Source organism: Arthrobacter arnarulunnguaqae, from assembly GCF_051262515.1.
Lineage (GTDB): Bacteria > Actinomycetota > Actinomycetes > Actinomycetales > Micrococcaceae > Arthrobacter_N.
This window is the reverse complement of sequence record NZ_JBIMER010000003.1, coordinates 123573-139304: the sequence shown is the minus strand read 5'-3', so window position 1 is coordinate 139304 and position 15732 is coordinate 123573. Positions and strand designations below refer to the sequence as shown.

At 70.4% G+C, this 15732-nt stretch carries 16 protein-coding genes; 4 read left to right on the top strand and 12 right to left on the bottom strand.

The window, feature by feature from the left end; genetic code table 11:
- Positions 1 to 36: 36 nt before the first annotated feature.
- Positions 37 to 945 (top strand): ADP-ribosylglycohydrolase family protein, encoded by a 909-nt coding sequence (locus ACHAAJ_RS04440; protein WP_435726716.1) that lies wholly within the window; start codon positions 37 to 39, stop codon positions 943 to 945.
- On the opposite strand, the gene ACHAAJ_RS04435 is transcribed toward ACHAAJ_RS04440, so the two are convergent.
- From ACHAAJ_RS04435 to clpS, 8 genes are all read right to left on the bottom strand, one after another.
- Positions 942 to 1946 carry a 3'-5' exonuclease gene (locus ACHAAJ_RS04435; protein WP_435726715.1) on the bottom strand — a complete coding sequence of 335 codons (1005 nt, stop codon included), beginning with the start codon at positions 1944 to 1946 and terminating at the stop codon, positions 942 to 944. The two genes, ACHAAJ_RS04440 and ACHAAJ_RS04435, sit on opposite strands and share 4 nt — an antisense overlap.
- 10 nt (positions 1947 to 1956) lie before the next feature.
- Positions 1957 to 2673 (bottom strand): DedA family protein, encoded by a 717-nt coding sequence (locus ACHAAJ_RS04430; protein WP_435726714.1) that lies wholly within the window; start codon positions 2671 to 2673, stop codon positions 1957 to 1959.
- 66 nt (positions 2674 to 2739) lie between these two features.
- Positions 2740 to 3393: an RdgB/HAM1 family non-canonical purine NTP pyrophosphatase gene (gene rdgB / locus ACHAAJ_RS04425; protein WP_435726713.1), complete on the bottom strand. Its 654-nt coding sequence runs from the start codon at positions 3391 to 3393 to the stop codon at positions 2740 to 2742.
- A complete protein-coding gene (gene rph / locus ACHAAJ_RS04420; protein WP_435726712.1) occupies positions 3390 to 4148 on the bottom strand; it encodes a ribonuclease PH in 759 nt (252 codons plus the stop codon). Before rph ends, rdgB begins: the two co-directional genes overlap by 4 nt.
- Positions 4149 to 4233: 85 nt before the next feature.
- On the bottom strand, positions 4234 to 5094 hold the full coding sequence (locus ACHAAJ_RS04415; protein WP_435726711.1) for an MBL fold metallo-hydrolase: 861 nt from the start codon (positions 5092 to 5094) through the stop codon (positions 4234 to 4236).
- Positions 5091 to 6035: a glutamate racemase gene (murI, locus tag ACHAAJ_RS04410; RefSeq protein WP_435726710.1), complete on the bottom strand. Its 945-nt coding sequence runs from the start codon at positions 6033 to 6035 to the stop codon at positions 5091 to 5093. The genes ACHAAJ_RS04415 and murI overlap by 4 nt, the downstream gene beginning before the upstream one ends.
- A gap of 64 nt (positions 6036 to 6099) precedes the next feature.
- Positions 6100 to 6681, bottom strand: coding sequence for a DUF2017 domain-containing protein (locus ACHAAJ_RS04405; RefSeq protein WP_435726709.1), 582 nt, complete (start codon positions 6679 to 6681; stop codon positions 6100 to 6102).
- Positions 6682 to 6683: 2 nt separating this feature from the next.
- Entirely contained in the window at positions 6684 to 6989 is a 306-nt protein-coding gene (gene clpS, locus ACHAAJ_RS04400; RefSeq protein WP_435726708.1) for an ATP-dependent Clp protease adapter ClpS, read from the bottom strand.
- 122 nt (positions 6990 to 7111) lie between these two features.
- Here clpS and ACHAAJ_RS04395 point away from each other — a divergent pair, with 122 nt between their 5' ends.
- Positions 7112 to 8425, top strand: a complete 1314-nt coding sequence (locus ACHAAJ_RS04395; RefSeq protein ID WP_435726707.1) for a nicotinate phosphoribosyltransferase — start codon at positions 7112 to 7114, stop codon at positions 8423 to 8425.
- 36 nt (positions 8426 to 8461) lie between these two features.
- Positions 8462 to 9088 (top strand): isochorismatase family protein, encoded by a 627-nt coding sequence (locus ACHAAJ_RS04390; protein WP_435726706.1) that lies wholly within the window; start codon positions 8462 to 8464, stop codon positions 9086 to 9088.
- Between the two features lie 38 nt (positions 9089 to 9126).
- Here ACHAAJ_RS04390 and ACHAAJ_RS04385 read toward each other — a convergent pair whose 3' ends face one another.
- The 4 genes from ACHAAJ_RS04385 to ACHAAJ_RS04370 form a co-directional block, all read right to left on the bottom strand.
- Positions 9127 to 10875 (bottom strand): DEAD/DEAH box helicase, encoded by a 1749-nt coding sequence (locus ACHAAJ_RS04385; RefSeq protein ID WP_435726951.1) that lies wholly within the window; start codon positions 10873 to 10875, stop codon positions 9127 to 9129.
- 144 nt (positions 10876 to 11019) lie between these two features.
- Entirely contained in the window at positions 11020 to 11313 is a 294-nt protein-coding gene (locus ACHAAJ_RS04380) for a DUF3039 domain-containing protein (protein WP_435726705.1), read from the bottom strand.
- 194 nt (positions 11314 to 11507) lie between these two features.
- Complete coding sequence (locus tag ACHAAJ_RS04375; RefSeq protein ID WP_435726704.1) at positions 11508 to 12440, bottom strand: tetratricopeptide repeat protein; 933 nt, start codon at positions 12438 to 12440, stop codon at positions 11508 to 11510.
- Between the two features lie 70 nt (positions 12441 to 12510).
- A complete protein-coding gene (locus tag ACHAAJ_RS04370; RefSeq protein WP_435726703.1) occupies positions 12511 to 14223 on the bottom strand; it encodes a hypothetical protein in 1713 nt (570 codons plus the stop codon).
- Positions 14224 to 14420: 197 nt separating this feature from the next.
- Between ACHAAJ_RS04370 and ACHAAJ_RS04365 the strand changes: the two genes are divergently transcribed.
- The gene (locus tag ACHAAJ_RS04365; RefSeq protein ID WP_435726702.1) at positions 14421 to 15722 is read left to right on the top strand and encodes an AI-2E family transporter; all 1302 of its coding nucleotides are present in this window, start codon (positions 14421 to 14423) and stop codon (positions 15720 to 15722) included.
- Positions 15723 to 15732 lie beyond the last annotated feature (10 nt).

Below are 15732 nucleotides of genomic sequence, written 5' to 3'. Positions count from 1 at the left end.
AGGTTGGTTCCGCCACGCCTTCACTACACTGGCCCAGTGACTTCGACCCATGAGACTTCCCTGACCGCCGAGCAGTTCGCCGACCGCGTGGTGGCCGTCCTGGCCGCGACGGCCATCGCGCCGGGACTCGGGCACGCCGCGGACGCCGCGCCGCAGGGGACGCTCGACGGCGGTTCCAGCCTCCAGCTCTACCTCATGGACGGGCTGCTCGAGGCCCTCGAATGGGCAAACGACGGGTTCGGATCGGACGAGGCGGCGTGCATGTGGCTGGCCGGTCTCCGCTGGCACCGTCTGGCCACCGGGTCCTTCCCGGATGGCGCGCCCGAGCCCCGGCCGCGATGGCTCGACGAGGCGCTGGCACCGCTGGCCCCGGGAGGGATCGCCCCCGCCGACCCGCTGGACCTGTCCGGGCTGGACCACGACGCGATGGGGACCGTGGGGCGCCCCCACGATGCGTCCGCCGACGGTCCCGGCGTCCTGGCCCGCGCCGCCGTGAGCGCGCTGCTCCCCCGGGTGACCCCGGCGACGACGGCGAAGTTCGCGACCGACGCCGCCGCCCTAACCCACGGATCACGCGCGGCGACGTCGGCGGCGGCCGCTGCCGCGATGCTCGTCCACCGGGCGCTGTCCGGCGCCGGAGTGCCCGGCGAGAAGGACGCGGGAACGGGGGAAAAGGGTCACGCGTGGGACGCGCTGCGCGCCGCGGTTGCCGCCGTCGCGGCGGCAGGACGGGCCTATGCGGATCCGGCGGACGCGCTGGCGGACGCGGCGGGCACGCTTTGTGCCCGGGGCCGGACACCGGAGGCGGCCTTCGCGGGAGCCCTGCTCGCCGCCGCCCACGGGACGGCAGCCCTGCCCGCGGACTGGGAATCGCTGACACCAAGCGCCGACGCCATCCGGGAGATGGCGCGACGGTGGATCCGGCTGACCTTCGGCGAGGGCTAGCGGCCCTCCGGCCAGGAGCCGCCGACCATCTGCAGGAACTCCCCCTCGGCGAGCACCTCCACGCGGGCACCCGCCTCGCGGAGACGCAGCACGTGCTTCGCCTTCGAGGTCAGCCTCCCGCCCGCCAGATCCCGGGCGGCAAAGCCGTCGCCGACCACCAGCACGGAGGTCCTGCGGGTCACGCGGCTCGCCGTGGTCGCGCCGACGTCCGCGGCGCGGTTCTTGGCGTCCTGGCGGCTGATGCCCAGGTTCCCGGTGAAGACCACCGTCTCGCCGAAAAGCGGGTGCGCCGCGTCGGCGTCGGGATTCGGCGCCGGATCCTTGCCCTCCTGCGGCCACACCGCCCATTCGGGCTGTTGCGGGACCGTGCCGCCGGCCTGTTTCCAGCCCTGCGCGTCCCGCGTGGCCTTGGACAGCGGATCGCCCGGGACAAAAGCCTCCGAACGGCCCGGGCGCACCGCCAGCGCCCCGAGGAGCCCGCCAACCGTGGGGGCGCCGTGGATGCGTCCGATGTCGATCATGATCCCGGCGCAGGCGCGCGCGTCCTCCACGGCGTCGTGGTGGTTGCGCAGCGGAACGCCTGCGGCCTCCGCCGCGAAAGGCAGTGAATACGAGGGAAGGTCGTAGCTGCGCCGTGCGAGGATCACGGTGCAGGCGTAGTCGTAGGCGGGGCCCGGCAGGCCGGACGCCTCGAGGCCGGAGCGGATGACCCCGAGGTCGAAGGCGGCGTTGTGGGCAACCAGCGCGTCGCCACCGATGAATCCGGCGATCTCCGGGAAGAGGTCGCCGAATCGCGGTTCCCCGGCGACCATGTCGGCGGTGATGCCGTGGATCTGCACATTGCGCGCGTCGAAGTGGTCGAATCCCTCCGGCGGCCGCATCAGCCACGAAGCCTCCTCGACGATCCTGCCGCCCCGGACCTTGCTCAGGCCCACGCTGCAGGCCGAACCGCGGAATCCGTTGGCGGTCTCGAAGTCGATGGACGTGAAGTCGTAGGACATGCCCCCGTGCCTAGCTGGACGGACCGTCGTTGGCCGGGTCGACGCCGGGCACGGCCGCGCGGTCGCGGCGGTGCTTGACGACGCGGCTGACCACGAAGTAGAGGAGGTACAGCGCCACCAGGGCGATGATGATTTTCTGGAAGACCCCGGCGTAGGCCTCCACGACGTGCCAATTCTCGCCCAGGTAGTAGCCCGCGAGCACGAAGATGGAGTTCCAGATCGCGCTGCCCGCCGTGGTGAGCCCGATGAACTTCCATTGCGGCATGGCCGTCACACCCGCGGGAATGGACACCAGGCTCCTGAAGAGCGGAATCATCCGGCCGAAGAAGACGGCGGCGGCCCCGTGCCTGTCGAACCACGCCTCGACGCGGTCGACGTCCTTCAGATCCACCAGCGGCAACTTGCCGAAGATCCACCGCGTGCGTTCGCGCCCCAGGGCACGCCCGAGCCAATACAGGGCGATGGCGCCCACCACGGAACCCAGCGTGGTCCAAAAGAGCGCCTCCGCCAAAGTGAACGAACCGCGACTGGCGGTGAACCCGGCCAGGGGCAGGATGATTTCCGAGGGCAAGGGCGGGAAAAGGTTCTCTAACGCGATGGCCAAGGCGGCGCCGGGCGCCCCAATGGTCTCCATGAGGCCGACGGCCCAGTCGGCGATGCCTGACAAGGCACTGCCTCCCGAGGGGTCGGTGGCCGCGGCGGTCGGGAGCACGGAAAAAGTATTCATTGCCCTCAAGTGTGCCCTAGGTCCCCGACGTTTCGGCGGTCCTCGCCCGTCCGTGTGGCGAATGCCTCAGGCGCCCGGTACGTTCCCGGACAGCGCCTCGACGATGTGCGGCAAAAGCGCCCGGAAGGCCTGACCGCGGTGGCTGATCGCGTTCTTCTCCTCCGGACCGAGCTCGGCGCAACTCCGTTCCAGTCCCTCGGGCCGGAGGATGGGGTCGTAGCCGAAACCGCCTTCGCCGCGCGGCTCGCGCAGCAGCGTGCCGGGGAGCCGGCCCGTCTCCACCGCCTCCGCACCGCCGGGAAGGGCCAGCGCCGCGGCGCAGACGAACGCGGCTCCGCGGTGGTAATCGTCGATGTCGGCCACCTGGTCCAGAAGCAGTTTGAGGTTCGCGCGGTCGTCGCCGTGGGTGCCGGCCCAACGCGCCGAAAAGATTCCGGGCGCCCCGCCCAGTACCTCGACGGCGATCCCCGAGTCGTCGGCGATCGCGGGCAGGCCCGTGTGCGCGACGATCGCATGGGCCTTGAGCAGGGCGTTCTCCTCGAACGTCGTTCCCGTCTCGGCGACGTCGGGGGCGCCGAGCGCGGCCGCGTCCACGACCTGCGTATCGACGTCGATCCCCGGGATGCGGTCGCGGAGCAACTCGCGGAGTTCGCGCAGTTTGCCGGGATTGCGGGTGGCCAGGACCAGCCGCGGGACCTTGTCCGCCACGGCGCCGCTCACGCGGAACCCCCCAGCGTCTCGCGCTGGATACGCGAAAGCTCCGTGGTGCCGGCGAGCGCCAGGTCCAGCAGGCGGTCCAGCTCGTCGCGGTCGAAGGGCGCGCCCTCGGCGGTGCCCTGCACCTCGACGAATTGGCCGGATCCGGTGACGACGACGTTCATGTCCGTCTCGGCGCGGACGTCCTCCACGTACGGCAGGTCCAGCATCGGGACGCCGTCGATGATGCCCACGCTGACGGCGGCCACGGTGTCGCGGAGCACCTCGGCGTTGGGCTTGATGAGCTTCTCCGCGCGCGCCCAGCGCACGGCCTCGGCCAGTGCCACATAGGCTCCGGTGACGGCCGCGGTGCGCGTACCGCCGTCGGCCTGCAGAACGTCGCAGTCCAGGACGATCGTGTTCTCGCCGAGGGCCTTGGTGTCGATGATGGAGCGCAGCGAGCGGCCGATCAGCCGGGAGATCTCATGGGTCCGGCCGCCGATCTTGCCCTTGACGGACTCCCTGGCCGAACGGGTGTTGGTAGCCCGCGGAAGCATGGCGTACTCGGCGGTCACCCAGCCCTTGCCCTCGCCCTTGAGCCAGCGCGGGACGCCCGCCGTGAAGGACGCGGTGCACAGGACCCGCGTGTTGCCGAACTCGATCAGGGCGGACCCCTCGGCCTGGCTGGACCAGCCGCGCGTGATGCTGATCGGGCGAAGCTGCCCGGGGGTGCGCCCGTCGGCGCGCAGGACGGGGGAAACGGTCGATGCGTCAGTCATGCCTCCAGCTTAGGCGCGGAGCGGCCCCGGCCGGACATCGCGCGGGCGCGCCGGGCGTGTGCGCGGACGGGCGTCGATCCGCCGGCTACGCGCGCGTCGGGTCCTGCGCCTCGGGCGCCGCCTGCGGCTCCCCGAGCCGGGTGCCGGACCACACGCCGTAGGTGACGCCGGAGACCGCCACCGCCAGGCCGCCGTCGTACGTTTCCTTGGCCTCGGAGACCACCGTGTTGATATCCGTCCAGACGGGCACATGCGTCAGCAGCAGGCGGCGGGCACGGGCCTGGGTCGCCATTTGCCCGGCGCGGCGCCCGGTGAGATGGACGCCGTCGATCCCGTCGTCGCGGCCCTCCTCGAAGGCGGCCTCGCACAGGAACATATCCGAATCGGCCGCCGCCTCGACGAGTCCGTCGCACGTGTCGGTGTCCCCGGAATAGGCCAGGACCGACGTGCGCATCCCACCGTCCGACGTCGGCTCGCTGGCCTCGACGCGCAGCGCATAGGCCTCCTCGACGGGGTGCCGAACGGGGACCGCGGTGATGGTGAACGGCCCGAGCCGCACCGGGGCGCGCTCGGTCCAGTGGTTGAAGTCGAAGTCCTCGTGCATTCCCGGATCCAGCGGCAGGCCGTACGCGGTGGCCATCCGGTCCGCCGTCGCTGCCGGCCCCCAGACGGTGATGCGGTCCCGGTTCCAGCCCGTGGGGTCCCAGTGCACGGCCACGTGCAGGCCGCAAAGGTCCATGCAGTGGTCGGGGTGCAGGTGGCTGAGGAAGATCGCGTCGATGTCCTTCAGGTCCATGTAGCGCTGGAGCACGCCCAGCGAGCCGCTGCCCAGGTCCAGGATGATGCGCCAGGGGCGGACGCCGTCGTGCCCCGTGACGAGGTAGCACGACGCCGGCGAGCCCGGGCCGGGGAACGATCCGCTGCAGCCGATGATGGTGAGCTTCATGGCCGGCCGCCCGTTCCGACGCCGGCGCGGGCGACCATCTCCGGGGTGATCCGCGCGATGGATCCGGTGGGATAGCGCGCCGCCACGTGGTCAACGCGCTGGACACCGAGCACCTCGGGTCCGAGGAAGCGCCGGGCCAGCACCTCGAACGAGCCGGCGTCCCCGGTGGAGATGAACTCGTGGGTCGGCCGCGGGCCGTCCGGGCGCGACAACCCGTGGCGCATGAGGGCCGCGTAGACGTCCTTGGCCGTCTCCTCCGCGCTGGAGACCAGCGTGACGGAGTCCCCCATCACGTATGAGAGGACACCGGTCAGGAGCGGATAGTGCGTGCACCCGAGGACCAGGGTGTCGACGTTGGCGGCCTTGAGCGGGGCCAGGTACTCTTCAGCGGTCCGCAGCAGCTCGTCCCCCGTGGTGACGCCGCGCTCGACGAACTCGACGAAACGCGGGCAGGCCGCGGCCGTGATGTGCAGGTGCGGCGCGGCCGCGAACGCGTCCTCGTAGGCGCGCGACCCCACGGTCGCGGACGTGCCGATGACACCGATCCGGCCGCTGCGGGTCGCCGCGACGGCCCGGCGCACCGCCGGCTGGATGACCTCCACCACCGGGATCCCGTAGCGCGCCGTGTAGCGCTCTCGGGCATCGCGCAACACCGCGGACGACGCCGAGTTACACGCGATGACCAGCAGCTTGACGCCGGCGTCCACCAGCTCGTCCATGACGCCCAGCGCGTTGGCGCGGACCTCGGCGATCGGCAGCGGACCGTAGGGGCTGTTCGCGGTGTCCCCGACGTAGAGCGTGGATTCGTTCGGCAACTGGTCGATGACGGCACGCGAAACCGTGAGACCGCCGACGCCGGAGTCGAAGATCCCCAGGGGCGACGCCGCCCGCGGCGGTGTCACAGCGTCCGCGGTTGCGCGCGGGCCTAGATCGTGAGTCATGGTCTACAGACCATACTTCCTCCGGCCACCTCCCCGGGCGGTTGACGGCGAAGTGTCATCCACGTCACAGCGACCCGTGGAGGGCCTGCATGAGGGATTCCTGCAGCCACGTGACGAAGTTGTAGACCAGGGCCAGGTACTCGTCGACGGTTTCCGCCCGGCCCCAGTCGTCGAGGGCGTGGACGCGCTCCGCGTCCTCGTCGCTTTCCAGCCCGAGCCGCTTCGCCAGGACCAGGCGAACGTCGTTGAGGGCGGCGGCGAATTGCGGCGCGGCGGCCGGCGAAAGAACCACGGGCGACGTCTCCACCGCCAACGCCGCGGCCCGCAGTGCGCCGACCTTGGATTCGCGCAGCGGGCGCTCGGTGAGCTTGCGGAACTCCAGCGAAGCGGCCGGATCGTCCTTGACCGCGTCCGGCAGGAGGCGGAGCACGGCCTCGTCGGTCGGTGCGGCGAAGCCCTCCGCGTGCGCCTGGGGGTCCATGCCCACCAAGGCCCACAGCGGATCCTCGTCCGCCGCGCCGGCTGCCGGTGGCGCCGGCTCCAGCATGGTGACGACGTCCTCGAAGAGGCCGCGCAACAGGTCCCGCTCGGCCTTCTCCAACTGACAGGTCAGGCCGCGGTGCGAATTCTTGAAGGCCCGTGCCACGCCTAGGACTCGTCCGCCCGCTGGAGCGTGGCCCACAGCCCGAAACCGTGCATCGCCGCGACGTCGGTCTCGATCTTCTCGCGCGTCCCGGTGGCGACGACGGACCGGCCGGCCTGGTGCACCTCCAGCATCAGGGCGTCGGCCTTGGCCTCGCTGTAGCCGAAGTGGCTGCGGAACACGAAGCTGACGTAGCTCATGAGGTTGACCGGATCGTTCCATACGATCAGCACGTAGGGAACGTCGAGGCGGACAACGCCTTCGGTCTCGGCCCGGGGCAGGACATCGGTCTGGGCGGTGATCACTGGCATGCACCCATTCTACGACCGCACCGTCACGCGCCGGCCCTCGCCCGGAGTTACTGATCTAGAGTGGCAGGGACGGCGGCCGGGGGCCGCCCCACCGCCCACCCGCCGACCGAGGAGTACCGCGCATGTGGCAGCAGCCCACCTCGCTCTTCACCGACCACTACGAGCTCACCATGCTGCAGGCCTCCCTGCATTCGGGAGCCGCCCACCGCCGCTCGGTCTTCGAGGCCTTCGCCCGCCGCCTGCCCGAGGGGCGCCGCTACGGAGTCGTCGCGGGCACCGGCCGCATCCTCGAGGGCCTGCGGCACTTCCGCTTCGGACAGGAGCAGCTGGACCATCTGGCGTCCCGCAAGGTCGTCGACGCCACCACGATCGACTTCCTCGCCGACTTCAGGTTCTCGGGGAACATCTACGGCTATGCGGAGGGCGATCTCTACTTCCCCAACTCGCCGATCCTCATCGTGGAGTCGACCTTCGCGGAGGCCTGCGTCCTGGAGACGTTCATCCTGTCCGTCCTGAACCACGATTCCGCCGTGGCATCCGCGGCATCGCGAATGGTCGCCTCCGCGGGCACGCGGCCCTGCATCGAAATGGGGTCCCGGCGGACCCATGAGGAGTCGGCCGTCGGCGCGGCCCGCGCGGCCATCGTCGCGGGCTTCGACAGCACCTCCAACCTGGAGGCCGGCTACCGTTACGGCCTGAAGACGGTGGGGACGGCTGCGCATTCGTTCACGCTGCTGCACGATTCGGAGCGCGCGGCGTTCGAGGCGCAGGTCGCATCCATGGGCAAGGGAACCACACTGCTGGTGGACACGTACGACGTCGAGCAGGGCGTCCGAACCGCCGTCGAGGTGGCCGGGCCGGAGCTCGGCGCGGTCCGGCTCGACTCGGGCGACCTGGTGGAGCAGGCGCGCTGGGTGCGCACCCTGCTGGACGACCTCGGCAACCACAACACGCGCATCATGGTCACGTCCGACCTGGACGAATACGCCATCGCGGCGCTGCAGTCGGCCCCGGTGGACGCCTACGGCGTCGGAACGGAACTGGTCACCGGCTCCGGCGCGCCGACGGCCTCCATGGTGTACAAGCTGGTTAGCCGCAAGGACGACGCCGGAACGTTCGTCGACGTCGCCAAGGCCGCCAAGAACAAACTGAGCGTGGGGGGACGCAAGACGGCGTTCCGGCGGATCAACGAACGCGGGCGCGCGACGGCGGAACTCGTCGGCATCGGCGAGCGGCCCGATTCGGACGCCAACGACCGCGAGCTGCTCCACCTGTTCGTCTCCGGGGGCGAACTGCTGGACGGCTGGACCGGCGCCGACGGCGTGGTCCGGGCCGCCCAACGCCACCACGACAGCGTCCAGGAACTGCCCGGCGTGGCGCGCCGGCTGCAGAAGGGCGAGCCGGTCATCCCGACGGAATTCATCGACAAGGAATAGTTACAGGACCAGGAACACGACGAACGGGGAGACACCATGGCCGGCAGGGCTCTGATCATCGTGGACGTGCAGAACGACTTCTGCGAGGGCGGATCCCTGGGGGTCGCCGGCGGCGGGGCCGTCGCGGCGCGCATCGCCGGACACCTCGCGCGGCGCCGCGGGGACTACGCGGCGGTGGCCGCGACGCAGGACTGGCACATCGATCCCGGCGACCACTTCTCCCCGGACCCCGACTACGTCGACAGTTGGCCGCCGCACTGCGTCGCCGGCACCGGTGGCGCCGAACCGCACGACGGCCTCGCCCCTGCCATCGAGGCCGGACTCGTGGACGCGTGGTTCCGCAAGGGCCGGTATGCGGCCGCCTACTCGGGGTTCGAGGGAGCCGGCGCGCGGCCGGATTCCGCGGCCTGGCCCGAGCCGGAGCCGGGACCGGGCGAGGCGCCCCCGGGGCCGCCGTTGGGCGATTGGCTCCGTTCGCGCGGCGTCGAATCCGTCGACGTCGTCGGCATCGCCACGGACTACTGCGTGCTCGCCACGGCGCGCGACGCCGCGGCGGAGGGCTTCACGACGACGGTGCTGACGAATCTCACGGCCGCGGTCCACCCGGAGAACGCCGCGGCGACCTCCGCCGCCTTCCGCGCGGCCGGCGTCGTCATCTCCTAGCCGTCCCGGGAACGGGTCGCGGACCGCGCCGGAACACCCTACTTGCGGCCGACGAACCAATCCCGCAGCTTGGTGAGGCGCTTGTTCAACTGTTCGGCGCTGGCCTGTGCCACGGCGGGGCCGCCGCAGACCTCGCGCAGCTTGGTGTGGATGACGCCGTGTGGAGTGCCCGTCCGGGCGGACCATGCGGACACGTTCTTGGACAGTTCGCTGCGCAGGTCCATCAGCTGCCGGTGGTCCACGACCGACGGAACGGGTTCCTGGCCCTGGACCGCCGACTTCCGGCTCCGCCGCGTGGCGTGTTCCTGCTGGCGCTGCCGCAGCAGGTGGCCCACCTGGTCGGCGTCCAACAGGCCGGGAATCCCGAGGAAGTCCTGCTCCTCGTCGGAGCCCATCGTCCCGCCGATTCCGAACTCGCCGCCATCGAACAGGACCCTGTCGAACGACGCCTGCGACTGCAGCGCCTCGAACTTCTGCTTGGTGAGCGAGTCGGAGGCCTTGTCCTCGCGGTTCGCCTCATCCATCAGGGCGTCTTCCGGAACGAACTCGGGATCCTCGACATGCTTTTCCGGCCGGTCCAGGGCATGGTCCCGCTCGAGTTCCATCTGGTTGGCGAGCTCCATGAGGATCGGCACCGAGGGAAGGAAGACCGAGGCGACCTCGCCCCGTTTCCGGGAGCGCACGAAGCGGCCCACGGCCTGCGCGAAGAACAGCGGTGTCGAAGTGGAGGTGGCGTACACGCCGACCGCCAACCGCGGCACGTCCACGCCTTCGGAGACCATCCGCACGGCCACCATCCAGCGCTGGGTCCCGGCGGAGAAGTCCTCGATCTTGGCGGAGGCCTTGGCGTCGTCGGAAAGGATCACGGTAACCGGCTCTCCGGTGATCCGCTTGAGCTGCGCCGCGTAGGCGCGTGCGTCGTCGTGGTCGGTGGCGATCACCAGCGCGCCCGCGTCCGGAATGGTGCGCCGCACCTCGGTGAGTCGCCTGTCGGCGGCCGCGAGGACCGACGGGATCCACTCCCCCTCGGGGTTCAGCGCGGTGCGCCAGGCGTGCGCGGTGATGTCCTTGGTGAAGCCCTCCCCGAGCTGCGCCTCCATCTCCTCGCCGGCCGACGTCCGCCAGCGCATCTGGCCCGAGTAGGCCATGAAGATCACCGGACGGACCACGTTGTCCTTCAGCGCATCGCCGTAGCCATACGTGTAGTCCGCCTTGGACCGGCGGATTCCGGCGTTGTCCTCGACGTAGTCGACGAACGGGATGGGCGCGGTGTCCGAGCGGAACGGCGTGCCCGTCAGGGCGAGCCTGCGGGTGGCGGGTTCGAAGGCCTCGCGGATCCCCTCGCCCCAGCTCAGCGCGTCGCCGCCGTGGTGGATTTCGTCCAGGATCACCAGCGTCCGCGCGGCCTCGGTCTTGGCGCGGTGCAGCATGGGCTTGCTGGCCACCTGGGCGTAGGTCACGGCCACGCCGATGAAGCCCGCGCCGTGCCGCCCGTCCGCGTTCTTGAAGTTGGGGTCCAGGGAGAGCCCGATGCGCGCCGCGGCGTCCGCCCACTGGCGCTTGAGGTGGTCGGTGGGCGCGACGACCGTGATCCGGTTGACCGTGCCGGCGTCGACCAGCATGGCCGCCACGCGCAGGGCGAAGGTGGTCTTGCCGGCGCCCGGCGTGGCCACCGCGAGGAAGTCCTGCGGACCCGTTGCGAAATACGCGGCCAACGCCTCGGTCTGCCACTGCCGGAGCTTCGGCGCCGTCCCCCACGCGGCCCTCTCGGGGTACGCGGGGGGCATGCTTTCGCCCACATGGAACAGGGCATCGTCCACGAACAAACTCCTCGGAACGCCAAACGGCGCGTGTGTGGCACGGCGATGGCGCCGGTCCATGCGTTGCGGTTTACGGCCGCGGCCCGGGCATTCCGGCCGCGGGGTGCGTGGCTACTTCTTGTCGTCGCCGCCGGGGTTGATGCCCTCGTAGATGGACTTGCACTCCGGGCACACCGGGAACTTCTGCGGGTCGCGGCCCGGGGTCCACACCTTGCCGCAGAGCGCGATGACCGGTTCCCCGGTCAACGCGGACTCCATGATCTTTTCCTTGCGGACGTAGTGCGCGAATCGATCCCGGTCGCCGGGCTCCACTTCCTGCTGCTCCTGGCGTTCGAGCGTCGCGGTGCCGCCGCCCGTGCCGGGATCGCGGGGGTCTCGTTCAAAGGGATCTGCAGGCAGGCTCATGCCCACTAGTCTACCAACCGCGGGACGGTCTCCCCGGCGGATTCCTCCGCAACCCCACGCACATTTTCGACGAAGGCAGCTGCCCCCCTCCACCGTTTCGACGAAGGCAGATGTCCGGAATCCGCTCGGTTTGGACATCTGCCCTCGTCGAAACGGGAGGGGGTGGCGTCTACCTTCGTCGAAAGGGGCTGCGGCTAGAAAAGCACCCTGGCCAGGGCCTGACGGGACTTGGCGACGCGCGGATCCTGCGCCCCGACCACCGTGTAGAGCTCGACCAGCCGCGCCCGAACGGTCTCCCGCTCCTCGCCGGCGGTGCGCCCCACCAGCGAAACGAGCCGTGCGAACGCGTCCTCCACGTGACCGCCGGTGACATCGAGGTCGGCCACGGCCAGCTGCGCCGGCAAGGAGTCCGGGTTTTCCGCGGCCTCGGTCCGGATGGACTGCACGTCGGCCCCTGCGGTCCTCTGCAGAAGCTGCACGTGCGCCAGTCCGGTTGCCGCGTCGGCGTCGTTCGGTTTTTCCGCCAGCGCCTTGCGGTAGGCCGCTGCCGCACCGTCGTAATCCCCGGCGTCGATGGCCGCCATGGCCTCCTGGTGCAGCGGCGGTACCGGCGCTTCCTCTGCCGGGCCGCTCAGGGGCGGAACCGTCCCCGCGACCCCGTGCTGCACACCCAGCTGCAGCAGTTCATCCAGCAGGGACCTGAGCTGGTCCTCGGCCACGGCGCCCTGGAACAACGGGACCGGCTGTCCGTTCAGCAGCGCCACGACGGCCGGAATCTGCTGGATCCGGAACGCCTGCGCGATGGCCTGCTCCCGATCGGTGTCCACCGTGGCCAGCACGAGACGACCGGCGTAGGTGTCGACCACCCGTCCGATGGACGCGTCCAGCTGCGCGGACGCCGGCGAGCGGCCGCTTCCCAGCGAGACCACCACGGGCACCCGTTGCGAGAGGGTGACCAATTCGGGGAAGTCCTCCTGCGTGACGGACCGGACCCACGCCCCGGCCGAGGTCACGGGGTCGGCCGGGTCGCCCGGACCGCCGGCGGCGTCGGGGACCGGGCCAGCCAGGGACGAAAGGTCGAATGCGCCCCGGGAGGACGCCGCTGCGGGTTCTTCTGTACTCGTCATGCCTCTACCTTATGCATTCCTTCGTCGCTCTTCGGAACGGCGCCGGCGCCGCGGCCGGGTGGCCGCCTACCTAGTCGGCGACCTTCGCCGACATCAATAGGACGTCGCCGGCAACCAGACGGATCTTTTCCTTGCTTCCGGCGGCCGGGATGTAGAAGACCACCGGCTCCGCGTAGGAGATGTCAACACGTTCCTGCGTGGTGCTAGCGCCGGCGAGCTCCGCGCTGAGGTCGTCCAGAGCCACCGTGCCGCCGTCTTCCTTGGGCTGGGCCGTCATGGTGCTCGTCAGATAGGCAGTGACGATGGCGCCGCCGTCCGGGGTGGAAACGGCCGTGGTCCGGTCCTTGGCGACCTTCCGCGAGTATTCGATCGAGGCGTCTTCGTTCGCCTGTGCCACCTCGTCCTGTCCCTCGTGCGTGGCGGTGATGAACACGCTGTCCGCGAAAGAGTCCTTGGCTTTGGAGCTGGGGTCGCTCAGGTACCCGGCCAGGCGTGCGGCGGCGACCTCGGGCGTATGGCGCAGATCCTTGGCGTCGGTCGGGAGGGTGGTCACGGCCGGATCGCCTACGGCGATGCCGGGGAACTCGGAGCCCGGCAGCATGGAGACGCTCGACACCAGCTTGTAGTTGGACCGCGGGTCGGCCTGCGTCAGGGTGAGAACCTGCGGGACCGTCGCCTTTTCCGCCTTCGTGACGGCGACAACCGTGCGCGGCCACTCGGTCGAGGTTGTGACGGCGGCGGAGAGCAGCGGCCCCTCGGCGACGGCGGCCGGCGCGGGCACCTTGAGTCCGTCGGCACGCTGGTCGTAGTTGGTTTCGCGGAGCTGGTGGGCCTGGTGGGTCACGCGGTCCGCGAGCTTCTTCGCGTCCTTCGCCGAATCGGCCGCGGACACCGCCTCCGAGACGGACGCCAGGATGCGCTCGAGCTGGACATCGAGAAGGACCGCCGGTGGGCCGCTCTCTCCGTCCGCGGGCTCGGCAGTCGCGGAATCGCTGGAGGAGGATGGAGAGTTCGGCACGGCGGCTCCCGCCGCGATGGCGGGCGTGGCCGACCCCATGGCCAGCACCGCGGCGACGGCGACGGCGGCACCGCGCTTAACCACTCCACCGGACGCCGGGTCCGAGCCGACGTGTCCTAGGGGCGCGGTCGCGGGCGCGGGCGAAGTTCCCTTGGCACCGCGCCCACCGCGTCCGCGTCCCGCCACGACGGTGAGGGCCAGCCCCAACACGAGCAGTAGCGAGCCGGCGATGATCAGCGGAATGGCGAACGGCGTGCCCGCGTCGTTGGGCCACGAGACGGTGACCGACGTCGGAGCCGGCGACTTCCCGTCCGCCGCCAAAAGCAGCGACCAGTCGCCCTGCGCGGGCTCGGTCCACTTGTGCACCAGCTCCCCGTCCGCCGTCTCCGAATCGACCCATAGGTCGGAGCCCGCGGGGTTGGGCACCTCGGCCCCGCCTTTGGTGTGCTCCGCGAACAGTTGCCCTTGGATGGTGTCCACGCCGGTGATGGTGTTGTGTGCGGCGTCGCCCACCCACGCGTCGACATCCTCGCTCCGGCCCAAGGCCACGAGGAACTCGCCGTCACCCTCGATGGTCACGTCGACGGCGTCCGGGTGGACACCGGCCACACCGGGTTCGACGACGGTCAGCGGGGCATCCCCGAGTGGGGACGCAAGCGTCGCGGTTGCGGTCTCTGGCGGGGACCAGAAGGTCCGCTGGCCGATGCCGAGCACCAGGGCGGCAGCCCCGAGCAGGATTGCCAACACAGCTAACAAGAGTCGCACTACAAATCACCTAACGGATGGAGACGCCCAACGGCTTTGACACGGCGGTGGTCAGGGGTCGCCACCGGCCGCACTTCTATGGTAACGAATTGGTTACCATTTGTGTTCCCCATGTGGCTGGCAACACTGTCGTCCACCTTCCAGTCCCCGCTGCGCCACGGCACCGACATCGCGCTTCCGGCGGGTAGGCTCGCCCTGTGAATAGGCATTCCGAAGACGACGGTGCCCCCGCCGGCGGCGCACCGTCCGGGGAGTACAACGCCTCCCACGTTTCAGCCCCCATTCCGGCCGGCGGCTCCACCGACCCGGTCGACCAGACGGGTCCGTCTGCGGATCCATCCACCCCGTCCGTGGTCGGGCGCCTCCGCACGGCGCTGCGACGATCGCCGCAGCGCGTGCGGTTCGACGTCCCGCCCGAGCCCGATGCCGAGGTGGATCCCGATGCCGCGCTCGCGGCCGGCCGGGCTGCCCTCCACCCCATACAGGTCGGTTTCATGGGCACCGTCGGGGTCGGCTTGGCATTGCTGGGCTACTTCATCCTGACCAACGTCGGACAACTCGTGGTGTGGATCGCCGTCGCGCTGTTCATCGCGCTCGGTCTGGACCCGGTGGTGAAGTGGATCGAACGCCGCGGCCTGCCCCGGCCGGCGGGCGTGATCATGGCGATGCTGTTGCTGGCCGGCGTCTTCGCCGCCGTGTTCGGAACCCTCATACCCACGATCGTCACGCAAACCGGCCAGTTCATAGAACGGTCACCCGGGTTCGCCGACGACTTCCTCAACTCCGAATTCTTCCGGACCATCGACGACCAGTTCCAGGTTCGGGACCGGGCCACCGAGGAGGTCAACAGGTTCTTCCGGGACTCAGACGCCGTCGGGGGCGTCTTCGGTGGCGTCATCGGGGCCGGAACGATTATCGCCCAGGGGCTTTTCGGAACGCTGACGGTGCTCGTGTTGGCGATCTACTTCCTCGCCTCGCTGCCCTCGCTCAAGGCCTGGTTCTACCGTCTGGCCCCGCGCTCGCGCCGGGCCCGCGTCCAGGAGCTCTCCGAACAGATCACCACCAGCGTGGGCAACTACGTGATAGGGCAGGCCTTCGTCGCCTTCCTCAACGCGACCTATGCCTTCATCGTCATGTCCGCCCTGGACATGCCCTTCGCCCTGCTGCTGGCGCTCGTGGTGGCCATGTTGGCCTTCGTTCCGCTGGTGGGCGCCGTCATCGCCGGGATCGTCGTCTCCCTCATCGCGCTGACGGTTGGATGGCAGACGGCGGCAACCTATGCGGCCTTCTACTTCGCCTACCTTCAGGTCGAGGCCTACATCATCTCCCCACGCGTCATGCAGCGCGCCGTCGCGGTCCCCGGCGCGGTGGCCGTAATCGCAGTCATCGCGGGCGGCAGCCTCCTGGGAATCGCCGGGGCGCTGATGGCCATCCCCTTGGCGGCCGCTGCCGTGCTGCTGCTGCGCGAGGTGTTGATCGACCGGCAAGACCGCAGGTAGCGATCCCCCG